Below are 20,242 nucleotides of genomic sequence, written 5' to 3'. Positions count from 1 at the left end.
GTAAACAGGAGGAAAAATAATGAATCAAACACTAAAAGGTTTGCTTTGCTTTAGCATTAGTCTAATTCTTTTGCTGGGCTCAGCGCTATACGCAAATGCTGCGGAACTGAACACAAATTTATTAGCTAATCCGGGAGGAGAGGGTACAAACGACAATGGCAAGCTAACCAGCAATTACTGGAGCGGTAGTGATCTAGGATATTCTAATAAAAGTGTTAATGATTTTTCAACATTTATTGAGATAGAAAAAAAGTATAATGGTAATGATATTACTTCGGTGTTAAGTATTGTGCCGCATAGTGGAGAATATTACATGGGGTTTGCCACAACAGTATCAGCATCCGTGGGAGAAGGCACTCATAGCTGTTTTCAAGATATTGACATTAGTGGAAATGCAGCTGATATTGATAATAATGCGATGGTTTTTAACTTGAGCGGATGGCTTAGTGCCACAGGCGGAAACATAGCAAAAATAAGTGTCGAAGAGCTTGATGAGAACAAAAATGTTGTAAGTACACCTGTATATGAAAAATCCACTACAGAAGAAACATGGACACAGGTAACACTTTCCGGTGCAGTTGCATCAAATGTTAGATATTTGAGGGTGATTATTACTGGTACTTATTCTGCTTGCGGACTTGCTGCGTTTGACGACCTTTCTTTAACAATTTCACCCAACATATCATCTCTGCCAGTTATTTCTTCCATACCTGACCAAAGGATGGTATCAGGTGAAACACTTGGACCCATTCGCTTTTCTGTAAGTGATGATGATACGAATTTTGCAGATCTTTTAATATCTGTGGCTTCTTCAAATACGTCGCTTATTCCAAACTCTAATATTTCAGCAAGCCTTTCTGACGGGCATGGAGAATTAAGTCTTACTGCAGTCAGCGGCAAGGAAGGGCAGTCTACGGTGACGGTTTCAATATCAGACGGTACAAAAACTGCGGTTACACGCTTTTCTGTTACGGTGAATAGTGACGTGCAAATGGATACAAATCTTATTGTTAACGGTGTGGGGAACTCTCTGAATGGCTGGACTGATCCTAGCGGTCGTTTTTATATTAGCGGAGGAGCATTTACACACGTTTATAATTCGCCTTATTTTATGTACCAGACCACTAATGTAAGCAAGTTTAGTGAAATGATTGATGCTGGCTTTCTTACTTATACGACATCGTGCAATCTTACAAATGGTGGAGCCATAAATGTAATTTTTACGGATTCTTTCGGTAATAAAATTTCATCAGGCAGTGTAGGCAGTGGTTTAATTCCTACCGGCACACGTATAATTCGTGTGGAAGTGGGCGGAACATCTGGATGTAAAATTAGCAATGTAAATCTTATGATTAACAGCGCCGGATTGCCTAAAATGACACCAATCGGAGATCAGACAATTAATGACAGCACGGGAGACATTCCTTTTACGATAGGTTATGCTGGGGAAAGTGTTACTCTTTCAGCAACCTCATCTGACACTACTTTTGTTCCAGATTCCCAAATAATCTTTCACGGAAGCGGATATCAGCGCACAGTTTGTGTAACCCCTGCAGATGTAGAGCCGGGCAGCTCAAGAATAACCATTTTCGCCAATGGTACGGAAGTAACCAGCTTTATAGTAAAAAAAATTCCTTCTGTAGAGAACATATCTGTATCTGCTGAAGATAATGCTACCAGCGTTTTAAAAGGAGGAACACTGCAAATGGCTGCGGCTGTGACTCCATCGAGCGCAACGGAAAAAGGTGTCACATGGAGCGTAATGAACGGAACAGGAAGTGCGACTATAAATGATACAGGTCTTTTAACTGCTGTTGGAGCAGGTACTGTAACCGTTAAGGCAGTAGCAAATGATGGAAGTGGAGTATATGGAACCATTTTAATTACGATTAACGCTATACCAGTTAGTGATATATCTGTATCCAGTGAGAATACAAGCATATTCAATGAAGAAACATTACAGATGATTGCTACTGTGGAACCAGCAAATGCAACAGAAAAAAATGTCATTTGGAGCACAGAGAATGGAACAGGAAGTGCTACTATAAGCGATACAGGTCTTTTGACTGCTACTGGAGTAGGTACCGTGACTGTAAAAGCAGCTGCAGCTGACGAAAGCGGGATATATGGGACTCTGTTAATAACTATAAAGGCTATACCAGTCAGTGGGATAACTGTATCTGGTGCTGAAAATGCAAAAGATGTTCTGGATGGTGGATTGCTTCGGATGATTGCTGCTGTGGAACCATCAAATGCAACAGAAAAAAATGTCATTTGGAGCGCAGAGAATGGAACAGGAAGTGCTACTATAAGCGATACAGGTCTTTTGACTGCTACGGGAGTAGGTACTGTAACTGTAAAAGCAGCTGCAATTGATGGAAGCGGAGTATATGGAACGCAGATAATAAATATTAATTATGCTCCAATAAAGATTGTAGAGCAGCCTAAAAGTATAGCTTTGACATATGGTTATACTAATTTTCCTACACTTGGCGTGAAGGTCCAAACTCAACCCGTTGATTCAGGAAAAACAGTTACCTACCAATGGTATAAGGACGGTATATCTATTGATAATGCAATAAATTCAAATTATGCTATTTCGCCAGATCTTGATGCGGGCATATATTCATATTTTTGTGCCGTAACTTGTGACGGTTATACCGTTAATAGCGATGCTGCTATGGTAACGGTAAATAAGCTCACAGGTAGTATTGTAAATAAGGATTATGAAACTCTATATACATACAGCGGTAACTGCATTGCTATACCGGCAAAAAACAACTTTTTAACTAACAGTAATGGTGTTGTGACATTTTTATGGTATAAAGGAGATTCTACACAAGACATTGACAAAATGAATAAAGTTCCTGTTAATGCAGGTATTTACACCTTGAAAATCGATTTGGGGGAAACGGATAGTGTTACTTCTGCCAGCACTACTTTTAGGGTAAATATATCCAAAGCAGAGCAAGTTCCGCTAATTATTTCTGAAGTGACAGATAAAAAATATGGTTATGGGGAGTTTTCGCTTTCCACTACGGGGGGCAGCGGAACTGGTGAAGTGGTATATATTGTTTCGGAAGGTAACGGTATACTATCTATAAGCGGTAATACTGCAACTATTATGGGAGCGGGTAAAGTTTCTGTTACAGCCACCAAGGCGGAAGATGATAACTATAATGCCTCGAGTGCAACTCGTGAAATTACCATTGCTAAGGCGGAGGCACCAAGTATAGTCTTTCCTACAGCAACAGATATTACCTATGGACAGAAGCTGTCCACAAGCATACTGAAAGGCGGCAGCACTGAATACGGGCACTTTGATTGGGAAGATAGCGATGAAGTTCCTGAGGTAAATGGAGGCACCAATACATCTAGCGCAATTTTTACGCCAAGTGTTGAAACCATTAAGAATTATGAGCCTATTGATGATTATTATAAAAGAAATACAGTAACTTTTTCTGTAAGTAAGGCAACACCGGAGGTAATAGTGACCGCTGCCATCTCAGAAGATGATGGAATCCGCAAGGCGGTACTTACGGCTACAATGTCTAAGGTTGATAATGGACATATACCAACTGGTTCGATAAAATTTGTAGACAGCACCAGCGGAACGGCTATAAAGATTTTGGGAGCAGAAGCTGTCCCAATCAATTATGATACAGCAATATATATGTATACAGGTATTGGAGATCAAATATATAAGATAAAAGCTATATACAGCGGAGATAACAATTATGAAACCGCGATAAGCAGTGAATTAAGCTTTGATAGTCGTAAGCAGGACCAAAAAAGCTTTAACCTAAATCAGATAGGAAGTAAAACCTATGGTGACAACAGCTTTACACTTTCTACTACTGGTGGAGACGGTAAAGGAATTGTGAGCTTTGAAAGCTCAGATTCTAGTATTATCAGCATAGAGGGCAGTACAGCTACTATTCATAAAGCTGGCACGGTAAACATAACTGCGATAAAAGCTCAAGACTTAGATTACAACGAAGCAAAGCATACCGCTTCTATAACAGTAGCTAAAAAAGCCGTTATTGTTAAGGCGGATGACAAAGAGGTAGTGAAGGGTTGTAAATTTCCTAAGTTCACCTTTACTGCAAAAGGACTTGTAAATCAGGACAGCTTTACTTTATTACCCGAAATTTCTACAATAGCAATCGATACTGGTACTTTAGGTGAATATACAATCAATATCAGTGGCGGTGTGCTTAAAAATGCTGAAAATTATACTGTAAGTTACGTAAATGGCAAACTTAGCATAGTAAATTCATCCACTAATAATGAGAAAGCTCCATCTGAAGCGAATGAGTCTAGAAGCAAAATTGAAGCATCAACTGTATCTGCTGGAAAAGACGGCAATCTTTCAAAAGAACTTATAGATAAGCTTGTAAAAGAAGAAGTAAAGGAGTTTAGCATTGATAGCGAAGCAGGGACAATTATCCTTGATCTTGAAACGCTTAAAATTATCCAGAAGCAAATAAATGGAGATATAGTTGTGTCTGCTAAAAATGCAGATAAAACTACCCTTTCAGCCGAAGCAAAGAAGATAGTTGGTGACCGTCCTGTATTTGAGTTTTCCATTATAGGTACAAACGGTACTAAGGTAACAAACTTTGGCAAAGGTAAAATTGCAGTCTCAATTCCGTATGTTTTGGGTGAAAATGAAAAAGCTGAAAATATAGCTGCCTACTACATCAATGCAGATGGCGATATTCAGGAAATGCCAAACTCTGCTTATGATGAAAGAATCAAAGCTGTAAATTTTGTGACAGACCATTTTTCAAAATTTGCAGTGGGATATAAATCGGATATAACAATTGTTTTTACAGATATTGAAGGTCATTGGGCAAAGGATGCTATTGATTTTGTAACTTCAAGGGGAATTTTTGATGGGACAGCCCAAGACAAATTCTCTCCAAATATGTCTATGACAAGAGGAATGTTTGTTACTGTGCTTGGAAGACTTGCAGAGGCTGATGTAAGCAGTTATAAAGATAGTCACTTTACAGATGTAAGTTCAAATGCTTACTATATGCCGTTTATAGAATGGGCAAGCAAAAATGGAATTGTAAGAGGTACATCAGATACTTACTTTGAACCAGAGCAAGCTATTACCAGAGAACAAATGGCAGTGATTATGGCAAACTACGCAAAGGCAATAGGCTTGGAGCTTCCACAATTACAAGCAGAAAACAGCTTTGCAGATAATGAAGAAATAAGCTATTATGCCAAAAATGCAGTTAAACAGATGCAGATGGCAGGACTGTTCTCAGGAAGGGAAGACAACAGGTTTGACTCAAAAGGTACAGCGACAAGAGCTGAGGTTAGTGCAGTAATAAAGCGTTTTGTTGAGATATCTGAAAATAAATAGAAATATTTCAACTATGTGAGTCCTTGTAAATGATTAACTATTGGAATATATGACGTGAGTATATTTTAAAAAATGCAACTTTAAAGAAGTAAAGTTTGAAGATAGAAAAATGTGCTAAGTTCACCTAGCATTTTTCTATCTTTTTTATTGCATTTATGGTAAAATAATGTAAAAATTCACCTGATATATAACATATAATTTGGAGGTAAAATTGAATATAAATATTAAATTTGAAACAAAAGGTATAGACTGGAATACAGTGAGCTCTCTGCTGGGAGCTGCGGGGTTAAGCGGTACAGATTCGGAAATTTGCAAAAGAGCTTTTTTAGGAAGCCAGGCCGCTGTATTTGTATTTGATAATGATAAATTAATTGGAGTTTCAAGAGCAATTTCTGATTGTGTAAAGCAGGCGGCTATTTATGATGTTGCGGTACTGCCAGAATACCAGGGAAAGGGAATAGGAAGAATTTTAATTGAAAATATAACAAATAAGTTTCCAGGCTGCAATTTTATTCTTTATTCAAATCCAGGCAAAGAAGATTTTTACAGAAAATTTGGTTTTAGGATTATGAAGACAGGTATGGCTAAGTTTGTCAAAGCAGACCGCATGGAGGAAAGAGGATTTACAGAATAGAAATAAAAAAGTTGACTGTATGAAGTTGTAATACTTAAATGTTTTGGGGTAAAATAAAGCTAATATAAGGAGGAAGAACAATGCTTGAGGTCGTATTTAGTGATAGCACAAAAGGTTCTATGAAAATAGCAAAAAACTATGATGAAAAAAGCATGATTGTTGGCGGAGCTGTCGGATATATTGGGAAAAAGCCACCCAAAGCTGAATTAAAGAAACACTTTGAAGGTCAGGCTGTCGGCGGAGATTCAAAAGATGTTGTTTATATAGGATTTGCATTGGATATAGGGGATATATCCGGCGAATTTGATGGGATTGAGCGTCAAACTGTTTTCAGAAAAATATGGAAACAGTTTGAGTTTGGAGATGATGAGATGAAACAGTTTTTTCAAAATCAACGCGAAGATATGAAAAAACTTTTGTCTGCTGCAAGCAACGGCGTTCCAGTACGAGTTTGGAAGAGTAACACCCCTTATTCGACTTGCGGATTTTACTTCATTTGCAATGTGTTAAGAAATATTGATTGCCAATTAAGCGTTGTTTCATTACCGGAATATAAGCAAGTATCTGAGAATGAAATTGTTAGTTATAGCGACTGGGGGCAAATAGAGCCAGGGAAATTTTATCAATTCCTGCCTTTGGAAAGACAATTATCTCAATCTGAAAAAATAATGTTTAGTACCCGTTGGTTCGGCTTGGTAAGGGAAAACGCCCCATTAAGAGCTGTTGTAAACGGAAAGTTGATTTCTGTTCCCGAAGATTATTATGATCACATTATTACAAAAAATATTCCTGACGATGATTTTCTTATGGCTCGTTTAATTGGTAAGATTATGGGAAATTACGAGTTGGGTGTTAGTGATAGTTGGTATGGTTTGCGTATAGATAAGATGATTGAGGAGAACAAACTGGCTATTGTTGAAAATAAGAATATATCTCATCCTTATAGAAAAATTTTAAAGAAAGTAATTGTGTGAACAAATAACAATTAAGTCGAGATCAGAAAAGTCAGCAGATTGTGTCTATAATGAAAATATTCTAAGCCTTAAGTAGATTACAATCTACAGGCTTAGAATATTTTTATTCAAAAAAACAGTTCTCAATTTCTTTTGCAATAGCAGTCGCCGATTTTACGGCTTACATTACACTAAGGTGTTGAATATCATCAATTATCTGTTGCAAGGTCTCAACTGCATATTTAGATTGCTTAGCAGTTGAATCACACCATGGAAAAATATATTTACCAAAGCAATGAGCTAAAGATGATTCGCAGAATTTATCAAACTGAGCTTTTATTAACTCTGTATTTTGCTCTTCCGGACCCTGACAAGATACAATTAATCCAACTGGTTTGTCACTGATAAAAGAACGTATTTCCATTTCATTTACAGCTTTATCGCTGCCTGATACAAATTTGAAGAGTGCAACATGCCTGTCCATAAAGAGCTTTAATTGACCTGAATAGGAATGGCCATATAGTGGTGTTCCATATAAAATGATATCTGAATCTATTAGTCGGTACAGTAGCTTTTCTGCATCATCTTTCTGTATGCATCCCGGTTTATCAAAAACCTCTTGACAATGTGAACAACCCAAACAGCCGTTGACTTGGTAATCCGCTAAATAGCATATTTGGACATCAAATTTATCCTTTATTTTGTTGCTTACCAGTTCTAAAATCTTTGCGGTATTACCTCGCTTTCTTGGACTTCCTGAAACTAATAAAATTTTCAATTTTATTTCTCCCTTAAATTTTAATATGGTTAAATACAAGTATTTATCATTGTGAAATGATAACAGATTTAGTATAATCTATAGGGTAACCCTACGGTCAAGAGAGGTTTTTATATGAAAAATAAAAAAATGCATTTATCTACAGGAGAGTTTGCGAAGCTTTGCAATGTAAGCAAGCATACACTATTTCACTACAATGACATTGGTGTCTTTGTGCCACAATATATAGATGAAAACGGGTATCGTTACTATCATGTACTTCAATATGATACTTTTTGCACTATAACTCAACTTCGTACAATTGGTATGCCTTTATCAGAAATTAAGTCATATTTGAGTCATCGTTCACCATCAAAACTGATTTCCTTATGTTCAGAACAAGAATCTTTAATTGATATACAGATAAGACAGCTTCGACAAATAAAAGCTAGCTTGTGTGCCACGCGTAAGGGTGTGGAACAAGCTATTGCATCACAAAGCAAATTCTTTATTCGAAAAGAATTGCAAGAACATCTGCGGTTATCCGAAATTCTTGAGAATGCGGATGACGCTAAAATGACATTTGCATTTGGTAATTTAATGCGTTCTGTAAGAGATACAATGTTTCGACCAGTTTCTGGCATGATTCATCGTACTTGTGACATAAAGCAGGAAAATTATAACCAGCAATGTATATTTTATTTGCGCACACCTTGTAATAAGAAAAATTGTGATTGTACTTTAAAACCTTCTGGAGATTACCTTGTTACATATCATTGTGGAGGATACGAAGATTTGGTCAACACTTACAAAGAAATTCTTACATATGCCGGTAATAACAATCTAATCTTAGGTGAATGGTTTTATGAAGAAATGGTAATTGGGGATTGGGCAGTAAATAATAGTGAGGATTATGTGATTAAGGTGTCAGTACAAATCATATTAAAATAGAGAAAACAACATTTACTCACATTCTAAATGATGATTTATTTTGGATAAAATTGATTTTGATGAAAAAGAATAATCTTTGGACAAGGAACCAGTCGATTTTTACACACTATTTTTGTCTAATCAAATCACGTTAATGAGTTGCGGAACTACAAAAATCAAACAAAGAGCAAGGATCTGTCATATAGAGATAGAATATTGGATAATACAAAAGAAACCTACAGTTGGTTTCTTTATTATGATGTGAATTTTTAAAATACTAAACAACGATATTTTGAGTGTTCGCTATTTAGCGTTTTCCTCTTGAGAAATTACAAAAATTTGATATTATTATATATAACATTGTCACAATTGTGTTAAGACGACAGAAAGTGATAACATCAATCCTCTGCCAGTGGGTGAAGATTTATTGTTATATGGGCATCAAATATCTGAAAGCTACAAAAAGTTTTTAAATTGCTCATTGCTAAGATTTTAAAGAAAAAAAGATGTGACATTCTGCTTCAAATACTCAAATGGGAAAGTAGGATATGTGCTACCAATTTTAAGAAAAAAATTTGCAAAATTTTGGACTGTAAAATAGAGGAGGATAAAAGATGAGTACTAAAGTTTACAACAAATTAGTTCGTGATAAAATCCCCAAGATAATAAAAGCTGACGGCAAGGCTTATAACACGGAAATTTTATCTGATGAACAATACATAAAGATGCTTGATGAAAAGCTAAACGAGGAACTCGCCGAATATCAAGAAAGCAAGGACATCGAAGAACTTGCCGATATGCTTGAGGTAATGCGTGCAATCATAAAAGCAAGGGGTTTTTCCATAGAGCAGCTGGAAACAATCCGCCAAGAAAAGGCGGATAAGCGTGGGGGATTCAAGGAGAAAATACTATTGAAAGAGGTATATGAAGAAAAAGACTACTCATTTCTTCTCACAATGCGTAAATATCTTTTGCGAAATAATCTTTTGCATTCGAATTCATTCCCAAACTATGTGGCTGAGCGAAGAAATGGAAGAGTTTTTACTTTTCAAGAACATTTGCGTGGGCTTATTTACTCTCAACTAAGCGCGCAAGTTCAATGGCAACGAGTGGAGCAACATCTAAAAGAAATAGATAATTTGTTTTTTGACTATGATTGTGATGAAATTCTGAAACATAATTCCGATTATTTTATAAAAGGAATTAAAATGCTAAAATGCGGAAGCCGATGTACTGCCAATCAAATGAACAATCTTGCAAAAAATATTTGCATGTTACAGCAAATAGAAAAGGAATACCACTCTTTAGACGCTTATGTTACCTCAAAGCCCGCCATTAAAATCGTAGCTGATTTATCTTCCGGGATATATAAGCTAGCCTATATCGGTACCGCTTTAGCTTGGGAATATTTACGCAATGTTGGGATTGATGGAGCAAAACCTGATATCCACATTTGCCGCTTTCTTGGTTCGAACAGAATGGGGATTTGCCAATCTCCCATTGCTACAAAGCAAGAGGTTGCAGATATTATGGAGGAAATAAGTAATGTCCTTCATATAACCATGGCAGAAATTGATTCTATTATCTGGAGTTACTGTGCTACCGGATTTGGCGAAATTTGCACAGCTACTCCAAAATGTCAGCGCTGTATTGTTTCAGACTATTGTAAAAAGAGGTGACCAAAATGCCCATCTACCTCAGTGCCTCGGCGAGCGTTGCCGAGACTTGATAATAATCTAACCCATTAGAATTTTTGCTTTTAGAAGAAAAGATTGATAAAATCATATGTGAGAAAAAATATATATGCATAGCAAGAAATATGAAAAAATAAGTAGCTTGTGCTGGTATTCTATAAATGGGGAGGTGATACTCATGGATAATAATAAACAGGTGATCAAATTTTTAATTGACTATATAGAAGAACATATTACCGAAGGAATAAACTTGGAAAGTCTTGCGTATGCAGTGGGATATTCGCAATATCATTTGCATCGTATGTTTACAGGGTTAGTTGGTATAACACTACACCAATATATTAAACGCAGACAATTAACAGAAGCAGCAAAAAAATTGATTTTTACAGATAAACAGATAATTCAAATTGCCTTGGATGCTGGGTATGAATCGCAACAGGCATTTACGCTTGCATTCAAAAGTATGTATAAACAGACTCCGCAAAAATATCGTCGCAAAAACCAGTTTAATCCGATTCAGTTGAAATTTGAAGTGAGTGGAAACCTTAAAAATTTAAAGGGAGACCGAATTATGGATATTGAAATGATTACAAAAGAAGAAACTTATCTTGTGGGATTTAAGGCAAATACAAAAAAAGGCTTTTTTGTGATTCCGAGACTATGGAACAAGTTGCACAAAGAAAAGAGTAGGATTAAAAATAGGATAGATTTAGATTTTGTTGTGGGGGTCAACGACTATTCTAACAATTCCATGTTTAAAGAGGAGAATCTAGCTTTTGATTATTACGCTGCAGTGGAGGTAAGTGAGCCCGAAGGAGTAGCTTTGGATATGAGTGTGTTGGAAATACCGGCAGGCAAATATGTTGTTTTTATCTATAAGGGAAAAGTAAAGGATTCTATGCAGTCAGTCATGGACTACATTTATAAGGAATGGATTCCACAGTCGAATTGCCAACTCAATGATAAAGCGCGAGTGGATTTCATTCGATATGGTGAAAAAATGGATGAGAAAGGGAATAGTAGAATTGAGGTATGGGTTCCAATCATTTCGTAGATATTTCCTTTAATTTAATATATTCATGAATCAAGAATCAGAAATCATAAAAACGAGGAAATATCTTTATTTATTGCTGCAGCTTTTTCAAGTGAGATATTAGATGAAAAATCCAAAAAAGAAATTATGAAATTAATTACGGCAAAGCTTTAGGTCTATTTAATGGGCTGCAAGCTTTGCCGCTTTTTATTAAAAAATTAGAACCACTGTATTGTAAAGATATATTGAAATTTACTTTTTGCGGTATGTAATCTGTATTTATATATGCTTTTTTATATAAATAACTGTCTTTGTTTCAATTATAGAAGTTTAATTCTCTTCAGAAAGATTTTCAACATTCAAATATTCCATTGGATTCTTTATTTTATTATCCATAACAATACTGAAATGAACATGAGGCCCTGTAGATTGGCCTGTAGATCCTGACTTAGCTATTTCTTGTCCCTTAGTTATAACTTCGCCCTCTTTTACTAGTAATTTATTGCAATGAGCATATATAGAGTAGTTTTCTTCTTCATGGTTTATAATTATCGTTTTGCCGTATTCGTTATCAAATCCGCTGTATAAAATCGTCCCGTTTTCAGATGCAACAATTTTTTCATCAATTGGTGCTTGTATGTCGATCCCATTGTGAAAAGCAACTCTGTTATCTAATGTATCTTGTTCTATTTTAGGTGCCAATATTTTTATATTACCAATTTCACATTCTTCATATACAATATTTTCTTTCCCATCGATTTCTTCTGTACAATAAACCGAGCGGGATCTTAATCCATAATTTGATGTAATTGTTTTATAGCTCGGAACAGGCCATGTAAAAGTCATTTCCTGGGTGCTTTTATCAGCATTGCTCTCATTAGTTATATTGCTTTCAACTGCATCTTCAAAATTATTTTCAGCATTATTAAAAGCATATATTGTTGTGATACTCACGCCGGCTATTAAAAAAGCTACTAGACAACTGGCAAATCTCTTTAATTTTGTTGGATTTTTAAAATCATAGATCATGTTAATTCTCCTTTCTATTCTCTTTCTTCCATTAATAATTGACACTGTTGTTAATACATATCTAGTTTTTAACGCTGAATCTAACAAATCTATTATTGTCATTGCATATTTTTGATGTTCATTATAATTAATATATGATAATGTTAGAGCATCACAGACTAATTCACAGTCTTCTTTCATTCTATTAATTGCATATCCGATAATTGGATTAAACCAATATACTATTCTCAGAGCAATTAACAGCCAATTAGTCAAATTATCCTTTCTTAAATAATGTGACAGCTCATGTATACAGATATATTCTTTTTGACTAAGAGATAATTTTACCAGACATTTATTCGATAATAAAACAACAGGTTTGAAAAAGCCGTAAATACATGGCTGCTCAATAGCTTCAATAGACGCAATAGTGATTTCCTTTTTTATTCCCATCTTATGTTTGCATTTATTAAATACATTTAAAGTATCAGAATCTAAATCTTGTTTAGATTCTGCAATCATTTTTCTTATTTTATAATTAACAGCACACATATAAATAAGATATACCATCACGCCGCATAGCCATATTGAAGCATAAACGTTAATATCAAAGTTGGTTTTATCCCCTAGCACTATTTCTTTATCATAAGCATTCTTGTTAATATTATCTTTAGCTAATTGAACAATTTCAATTGCATTAATGTTCTTCACAATATTGTCAACAGGTGCTTCTGCAGCTTTAGGGGTGTTATATTTTATAAAATCTGGTGCATTAACGGGTATAAAGGGTATCAGAAGACACAGTATCATTAAAAACCAAAGTCTATAAGAACTGGTAACGTCTAATAGCTTTTTTAAAAGCTGTTTCATACAAGAAATAAAGGCAAATAATATACTCCCTATAATAGAAGCAAGAAATATTTCTTTAAATAATATATTAATCATTTTTCTTGCTCCTATTTAGTTCTTTTTCTTCAATTAATTTTTTTAAGTACTCTATATCATCTTGTGATAAATTATCCTGATTAATATAGCTTGATAAAAACATCTTAATTGACCCGTCGTATACTTTTTTTATAAAAGATTTTGTTTCTATAATCTGGCATTCTTCTCTGGACACAAGGGGATAGTATTCCTTAAATCTCGATTTTTTTTCTACCCCTATGATCTTTTTGTTCTCCAATCTGCTTAGAAGCGTATGAATTGTGTTAGGTTTCCAATTATTCGCTTCTAGTCTTTGAATTATTTGGCTGGACATCAGTGGATGTTTCTCCCAAAGCACACACATAACCTTCCATTCTGAATCAGATATATTTATTTGCTTATTCATTCTACCACCTCCAACACTACAAGTGTAGTGTGGAAATTGTCAAGTATAAATTTCTTTTTATTACCAGTAATGTTACTTGTAAGGAAATTATTATGTCATTGGTAGGTTAATTAATACCGCTTGTAGAGAAATAATGCTCATGGTCAATTAAATTAACTACGTTTTTGGTTATAGTGCTATACTTATGTAAATTAATTGAAGATTTTAGGAGGAGTAATATGAAAAGGTTTATTTCAATTTTATTAGTTTTGATGCTTACGTTGTTTGTTGTTGGCTGCGGAGCAAACGATGGAGGTGCAGATGTTGAAACTTCTGGCGATGCTGAAGGCACTGTTGAGGAGGGCTACCCAAACAAGCCGATTAACGTTATTGTATCTTTCTCGGCGGGAGGTAATACAGATATAGCTGCAAGAATTTTATTGCCATATGTTGAAGCTGAACTTGGAGTGCCATTGAATGTTATCAATAAGCCTGGTGGCGGAGGCTGGACAGGATGGACAGAGTTTTTAAATGCTGAAAAAGATGGATATACTATCGGGTATATAAACACTCCAAACCTGATGACTGGTTATTTGAACCCTGAATTTGGAAGAGATAACAGCCTTGATGATTTTGAACTTATTTCTAATCATGTATTGGATTATGGAGCAATTGCAGTTAGAGCTGATGATGAAAGATTTGAAACTATTGAGGATTTAATTGCTTATGCAAAAGAAAATGATGTAACTGCAACTACGACAGGTTATGCAGGGGATGACCACATTGCACAACTTAGAATTAACGATGCAGTTGGAACGAACTTTGTACCGGTTCATCAAGGTGGGACAAGCGAGATGCTTGCGGCAGTTATAGGCGGTCACGTGGATGTATATTTTGATAATGTAGGAAGTGTAGCAACAGCTGTCAAGAACGGTGAACTTCGCGCGTTGGCTGTAATGGCGCCTGACAGAAGTCAATTTTTGCCTGATGTTCCAACTTTAAATGAGGCAGGATTGCCTGAGATTGTAACATTTTCTGCTAGAGGATTATCTTTTGCAAAGGGTGTAGATGAAGAAAAAGTTAAAATTGTAATAGATGCTTTTGAAAAAGCTTTAAACAATCCTGAACAAATTAAGAAAATTGAAGAATTGGGATATATGGTATATCCGATTTCAGGAGATGAGTATCGAGAGTTTTTAGAGGAAGACGAGAAAAATATCATCGAAATAAAAGATGTACTTGAGTGGTAAGAGTGTTAAACAAACTTGGGGTTTTTCAATATGAAGAACCCCATAACAAATAGGAGATTTTTATGAAGAATAGGATAGATTTTTTTTCAGGGCTTGCAATTATAGCATTTTCCATTTTGCTTTTCAGTATGACGGGAAATTTGCCAGCTCAAAGTTCATTATTTCCTAAAGCATTATCAGTTTTGTTCGGAGTGCTAGGATTGATGCTAGTATTTAATGGAAGGAAGATTAATAATAGCGAGGAAAAAAATCCTTCGTTTGGCAATAAAGAAATGTGGATAGGCTTAGGGTTGATAATTACTTATATAGTTTTAATGAATGTTACTGGTTTTTTTACGGCTACGGCGTTATTCATAATAGCATTCATGCTTGTAAACAAAGTGCGGTCTGTAATTAAAATTGGAGTTACTGTAGTAGCCTTAAACATTTTTATATATTTCATTTTTGTTGCTCAGCTCAATGTGCCTTTGCCGCAAGGATTGCTATTTTAAGAAAGGAAGATTAATATGACGTCTAATATAATTATGGATGTAATGATACAACTATTAGAACCAACTACAATTATAGGATTGATCACAGGAGTTGTTGCAGGTATGATTGTAGGAGCACTGCCCGGACTAAGTGCTACTATGGCTGTAGCTCTGCTGATTCCTCTGACTTTTAGCATGGGAGCCGTTCCGGGACTTGTTATGCTGACAGCCATATATACTTCGGCAATATACGGCGGATCTATATCAGCTATTTTGCTTCATACACCGGGAACACCTTCTTCGGCTGCCACGGCACTTGACGGCTATCAACTGACAAAGCAGGGAAGAGGATTGGAAGCTATAGGTGTTTCTACTGTTTCTTCTATGATAGGAGGTGTTGTAAGTGGATTTGCATTATTGTTTTTAGCTCCTCCGTTGTCTTTGGTTTCATTAAAATTCAGTAATCCCGAATATTTCCTTATAGCTGTCTTTGGGCTGACAATCATTGCCAGTCTGGCTACAGATTCAATAGTGAAAGGGCTTTTATCAGGTGTTTTTGGACTCATAATAGGTTTGATAGGAACGGATATGCTGACCGGATTTCCCCGTTTTACATTTGGATTAACAAATCTTGAGTCAGGCATAGCTCTTGTTCCGGCAATGATAGGTCTCTTTTCCCTTTCACAGGTGTTGACACAGCTTGAAGTAATCAAAGATAAGAAAAAGGTGAAGATAGGTGAAATAGAGGGAAAGGTACTTCCTTCGTGGAAAACTCTCAAACAGATACTTCCAACAATAGGTATTTCCTCACTGATTGGATTATTCGTAGGAATGTTGCCTGGAGCAGGTGGAGATATTGCATCATGGGTCGGATACAATGAAGCAAAAAGACTGTCAAAGAATCCGGAAAAGTTTGGTAAGGGGTGCATTGAAGGTGTTGCGGCTCCAGAAGCTGCAAACAATGCAGTTACCGGTGGAGCACTTATTCCTCTGCTTGTTTTGGGAATACCGGGAAGTGCTGTTGCGGCAGTTCTTCTTGGCGGCCTGATGATTCAAGGCCTCGTGCCTGGCAGAGAACTCTTCACGACGCATGCCACTATAACTTACTCAGTAATTATTGGATTAATATTTGCAAACATCCTAATGGGAATTCTGGGACTTTTATCAGCTAAGCATATAGTTAAGGTTACAAATGTACCTTTGGTAATACTGCTTCCAAGTATAGTTATTTTCTCCATTGTTGGTTCATACGCAATCAATAACCGCATGTTTGATGTATACGTAATGTTGGTGTTTGGTCTAATAGGTTATGCTATGAAGAAAACAGGATTTCATCCTGCACCTGTAGTGTTGGCTATGATTTTAGGCCCATTGGCTGAAAGCAGTTTGAGAAGAAGCATGGTTATGGCAAAGGGATCCCTAATACCTTATTTGCTGGGAAGACCAATTTGTGTTGTACTAATGTTGATGATCGTGTTGGCTGTAGTTTCGCCAGTCATTGCAAATCATAGAAAAAGGGAAAAAATAAAAAATGGCTTTATTACCGGTGAAGCGGAAGAGGATAATTATCAAGGAGCCGAAAATGAATAATGTAGGGAATCAAATAATTATGGAGTTTCAGCGCCCGCCAAAAGAGTTGGTAGAAGCATTTCGAGGAATTCCTGTGGCTAATATTGGAGATTGTATGAATCGACTTTCTGCCATTGACGCTGACATTAATTCAATGAATGGATTAAGCCTTTGCGGTACGGCTTATACGATACGTGTGCCGGCAGGTGACAATTTGTACTTTCACAAAGCGATGGACCTTGCCAAACCAGGTGATATTATCGTTATTGATGCCGGCGGTGGCAAAGAGCGCGCAATTCTAGGTGAATTGATGGCATCATATTGCCGAAGCAGAGGTATTGCGGGGATTGTGGTGGATGGTTGCGTCAGAGATGCAGATGCTATTGGAAAGATGGATTTCCCTGTTTTTTCAAGAGGCTGTACGCCTAATGGACCTTATAAAAATGGCCCGGGGGAGATTAATGTTCCGGTAGTAGTAGGCGGGAAAATTATTAATCCAGGGGACATAGTTGTTGGAGATAGAGACGGGGTGATTGCAATAAACCCTTCAGAAGCGCCGGCTATTCTAAAAGCGGTAAAACAACTGGAGGAAAAAGAAGCGAAATTGCTGGAATTGATACAAAATGACGGTATTTACGACCGTCCTTGGGTAGATGAAAAGCTTAAAGAAATAGGCTGCAATTATAAATAGACAGGAGAGTCATTGCAGCCCGACTCCAAATATTGATTTATAATAATACCTGTGATATAGTTAAACCAATGAATGCAGATATTTCACTTCAAGAAAGGTGGCAGTCGTGGAAAGAATTATTGAAAACTTAATGATAGTAGCATTGATTTCATTAGCTGCATATCCAATAATCAAGTTGAAAAGTTTTAAGCGTACAATTCTGAAAATAGCTGCCACAAAAGAAAAGGCATTAATAGGTGTTTTCTTCGGTGGGTTAACCATGCTTGGAACGGTAACTGCAATGGAAGTCTTTAGCGGTATTAAAATTCATAGCAGCTTCATAGGGCCTTTGGCAGGTGGAATGATTGGCGGCGTAATGGTAGGGGCTATTTCCGGTATCATCGGAGCTTTGTTTCGCCTGACCGTTGAGAATGCTACTATTGCACCTGATGCTTTGACAATTCTGTTGGCTGGGTTGGCAGGAGGACTTTTCTTTGAAGTGCATAAAAAAAGGAAAGTAAAACTATATATGGTTTATTTATGGGCCTTGTCAATAGAATTGATAAATCTTTTTATGATTCTTTTTTCTTTGCAGCCCAGAATACTATCTGGTGTGTATTTTTCAATGGTAGGTATAAATTTGATTATCATTAACCCAATCGGTGCTGTGATGTTGATATCATTAATCAAGGACATTCAGTACAACCAGAACCTAACAGGTGCCAACTATGCTGAAAAATCCTTGGAAATAGCAAAGCGTACTTTGATATTTTTGAAGGAAGGATGCACAAAAGAAAGCATGGAGAAGATTGCTCAGATTATATATGACTATGTTGGCATACCAGCTGTAGCTCTTGTAAGTGTCAGCGGTGAAGTTACATATACAGGACATAAGTTTTCTACCGATAGTCATATTGTTTCAAGTCAATGGGACAAGGGGTCGGAAATCAATCATTACCAGGATTTTTCAATTATTAGGGCTCCTTTGTGGCTCAATGACGAAATAACAGGAGAATTACATTTTTATAAGCCTACTAATGAAATCGTACCGACAGATATTAAAATGATAGAAGGTATCGCTGGGTTGCTGAGCCTTCAGATTCAGAACTCAATAATATACGATCAGGAAAAGCTTTTGATTAAGTCAGAGTACAATGCATTGAAAGCTCAAGTAAATCCTCATTTTCTATACAATACTCTTAATGTTATTAAAACCATGGTGCGAATGAACCCGAAAAAAGCCCAAGATCTTATAATCGATCTGGCTGATTTTTATCGAAGAAGTCTTAGTGAGCGAGGGGATATGATTCCTTTTATTGAAGAACTGAAGCTTATTAAATCATATATGGATTTACAGGAAGCTAGATTTGGAGATAGAATTAATTTATCTATAAATGTACAGGAAGAAGTATATGATGTTTTATTCCCTACTTTTGCAATACAGCCTCTTGTGGAAAATTCAATAATTCATGGTATGATGGAGAGCGAGAATCATATGCTTGAGATTAAAATCTCAGCAAAAATTGCAGCAGAACGTCTTATTGTAAACGTTACGGACAATGGACGGGGATTTAACAGTGAAATTATAGGGAATTTTAGAGAACATATGATAACAAAAGATGCAAGAATTGGATTGAACAATATTAATTCGAGATTGAAAAGTATATATGGTAATGGCTATATATTTGATATTTCAAATAATAACGGTGCAAATGTCGTTATTGAAATTCCTATTCATACAGTAGGGGAGGAGGCCAAAAATGATTAATATCTTGATAGCTGATGACGAAGAGCATGTACGTGAAGAACTAACTTACATTGTCTCAAAAATTCAAGACTTTAACGTTATGCCGCCTGTTAACAATGGAACTCAGGTGTTGAAAATGCTCACTAATAACAAACCAGATGTTCTTTTGTTGGATATAGAGATGCCAGGTATGGACGGTATTGAAATTGGAAAGATTATTAAGGAGATGCAAGACCCGCCATACATAGTTTATGTTACAGCATATGACAATTATGCATTAGATGCTTTCAAGGTTAATGCGGTTGGCTACATCCTCAAACCAATTTCAGAAAAAGATGTAAGAAAAAAACTTGACCTTGTAAAAAGGATGATTCAAACGGTGGAAGCCAAGGAGCATGAATCTAATACAGAATCCGCAAATAATAACAGGATTGCATATAAAATTGATGAAAAATATATTTTTTTCGAACAGTCGGATTTGATGTTTGCATACGCAAAAGATAGAGAGGTATTTTTGCGTATAAAGGAAAAGGATTACCTGTATAATCAATCTCTTACAAAGTTAGAGAGCAAGCTTGACCCTTCAAAATTTTTCAGATGCCATAGAAATTATATTGTTAATATAAATGAAATTACGGAAGTGACGGCATGGTTTAATGGTGCATATCTAATAAAGATACAAGATATGAATATTACTGTAAGCCGGAATAGGGTTAAAGAATTAAAAAGAATACTTGATTTTTAACAGGCATAGAAACCGAACCTTCTATGCCTGTTTTCATACAAATACCCTGCAAAATTTGCACTGTGCAAATTTTGCAGGGTATTTTTTGCCTGA

Annotated in this window: 15 protein-coding genes; 12 read left to right on the top strand and 3 right to left on the bottom strand. The window is 36.0% G+C overall.

The window, feature by feature from the left end; all coding sequences use genetic code 11:
- The first annotated feature begins 19 nt into the window (after positions 1-19).
- From RBQ61_RS15130 to RBQ61_RS15120, 3 genes are all read left to right on the top strand, one after another.
- Complete coding sequence (locus tag RBQ61_RS15130) at positions 20-5,380, top strand: S-layer homology domain-containing protein (protein WP_308138055.1); 5,361 nt, start codon at positions 20-22, stop codon at positions 5,378-5,380.
- 211 nt (positions 5,381-5,591) lie between these two features.
- On the top strand, positions 5,592-6,014 hold the full coding sequence (locus RBQ61_RS15125; protein WP_308138054.1) for a GNAT family N-acetyltransferase: 423 nt from the start codon (positions 5,592-5,594) through the stop codon (positions 6,012-6,014).
- An 80-nt stretch (positions 6,015-6,094) separates the two neighbouring features.
- Positions 6,095-6,988, top strand: coding sequence for a DUF3658 domain-containing protein (locus tag RBQ61_RS15120; protein ID WP_308138053.1), 894 nt, complete (start codon positions 6,095-6,097; stop codon positions 6,986-6,988).
- A 160-nt stretch (positions 6,989-7,148) separates the two neighbouring features.
- Here RBQ61_RS15120 and RBQ61_RS15115 read toward each other — a convergent pair whose 3' ends face one another.
- The gene (locus RBQ61_RS15115) at positions 7,149-7,745 is read right to left on the bottom strand and encodes a flavodoxin family protein (RefSeq protein WP_308138052.1); all 597 of its coding nucleotides are present in this window, start codon (positions 7,743-7,745) and stop codon (positions 7,149-7,151) included.
- A 114-nt stretch (positions 7,746-7,859) separates the two neighbouring features.
- On the opposite strand from RBQ61_RS15115, the gene RBQ61_RS15110 reads away from it, so the two are divergent.
- From RBQ61_RS15110 to RBQ61_RS15100, 3 genes are all read left to right on the top strand, one after another.
- On the top strand, positions 7,860-8,675 hold the full coding sequence (locus tag RBQ61_RS15110) for a MerR family transcriptional regulator (protein ID WP_308138051.1): 816 nt from the start codon (positions 7,860-7,862) through the stop codon (positions 8,673-8,675).
- A 593-nt stretch (positions 8,676-9,268) separates the two neighbouring features.
- Complete coding sequence (locus tag RBQ61_RS15105) at positions 9,269-10,333, top strand: hypothetical protein (RefSeq protein WP_308138050.1); 1,065 nt, start codon at positions 9,269-9,271, stop codon at positions 10,331-10,333.
- Positions 10,334-10,526: 193 nt separating this feature from the next.
- Positions 10,527-11,402 carry an AraC family transcriptional regulator gene (locus RBQ61_RS15100; RefSeq protein WP_308138049.1) on the top strand — a complete coding sequence of 292 codons (876 nt, stop codon included), beginning with the start codon at positions 10,527-10,529 and terminating at the stop codon, positions 11,400-11,402.
- A 309-nt stretch (positions 11,403-11,711) separates the two neighbouring features.
- Here RBQ61_RS15100 and RBQ61_RS15095 read toward each other — a convergent pair whose 3' ends face one another.
- Both RBQ61_RS15095 and RBQ61_RS15090 read right to left on the bottom strand, forming a co-directional pair.
- Positions 11,712-13,334, bottom strand: a complete 1,623-nt coding sequence (locus RBQ61_RS15095; RefSeq protein ID WP_308138048.1) for a M56 family metallopeptidase — start codon at positions 13,332-13,334, stop codon at positions 11,712-11,714.
- Complete coding sequence (locus tag RBQ61_RS15090; RefSeq protein WP_308138047.1) at positions 13,327-13,719, bottom strand: BlaI/MecI/CopY family transcriptional regulator; 393 nt, start codon at positions 13,717-13,719, stop codon at positions 13,327-13,329. The genes RBQ61_RS15095 and RBQ61_RS15090 overlap by 8 nt, the downstream gene beginning before the upstream one ends.
- Before the next feature lie 218 nt (positions 13,720-13,937).
- On the opposite strand from RBQ61_RS15090, the gene RBQ61_RS15085 reads away from it, so the two are divergent.
- The 6 genes from RBQ61_RS15085 (at position 13,938) to RBQ61_RS15060 (ending at position 20,149) form a co-directional block, all read left to right on the top strand.
- The gene (locus tag RBQ61_RS15085) at positions 13,938-14,948 is read left to right on the top strand and encodes a tripartite tricarboxylate transporter substrate binding protein (protein WP_308138046.1); all 1,011 of its coding nucleotides are present in this window, start codon (positions 13,938-13,940) and stop codon (positions 14,946-14,948) included.
- Positions 14,949-15,010: 62 nt separating this feature from the next.
- Entirely contained in the window at positions 15,011-15,439 is a 429-nt protein-coding gene (locus RBQ61_RS15080) for a tripartite tricarboxylate transporter TctB family protein (RefSeq protein WP_308138045.1), read from the top strand.
- Between the two features lie 15 nt (positions 15,440-15,454).
- Positions 15,455-17,008, top strand: a complete 1,554-nt coding sequence (locus RBQ61_RS15075) for a tripartite tricarboxylate transporter permease (RefSeq protein ID WP_308138044.1) — start codon at positions 15,455-15,457, stop codon at positions 17,006-17,008.
- Positions 17,001-17,678: an RraA family protein gene (locus tag RBQ61_RS15070; RefSeq protein ID WP_308138043.1), complete on the top strand. Its 678-nt coding sequence runs from the start codon at positions 17,001-17,003 to the stop codon at positions 17,676-17,678. Before RBQ61_RS15075 ends, RBQ61_RS15070 begins: the two co-directional genes overlap by 8 nt.
- Before the next feature lie 106 nt (positions 17,679-17,784).
- Entirely contained in the window at positions 17,785-19,425 is a 1,641-nt protein-coding gene (locus RBQ61_RS15065; protein WP_308138042.1) for a histidine kinase, read from the top strand.
- A complete protein-coding gene (locus RBQ61_RS15060; RefSeq protein ID WP_308138041.1) occupies positions 19,418-20,149 on the top strand; it encodes a LytTR family DNA-binding domain-containing protein in 732 nt (243 codons plus the stop codon). The genes RBQ61_RS15065 and RBQ61_RS15060 overlap by 8 nt, the downstream gene beginning before the upstream one ends.
- Positions 20,150-20,242: the final 93 nt, after the last annotated feature.

The sequence above is a fragment of the Sedimentibacter sp. MB35-C1 genome (assembly GCF_030913635.1).
Classification (GTDB): Bacteria; Bacillota; Clostridia; order Tissierellales; family Sedimentibacteraceae; genus Sedimentibacter.
This window is presented reverse-complemented; position numbering and strand designations above follow the sequence as displayed.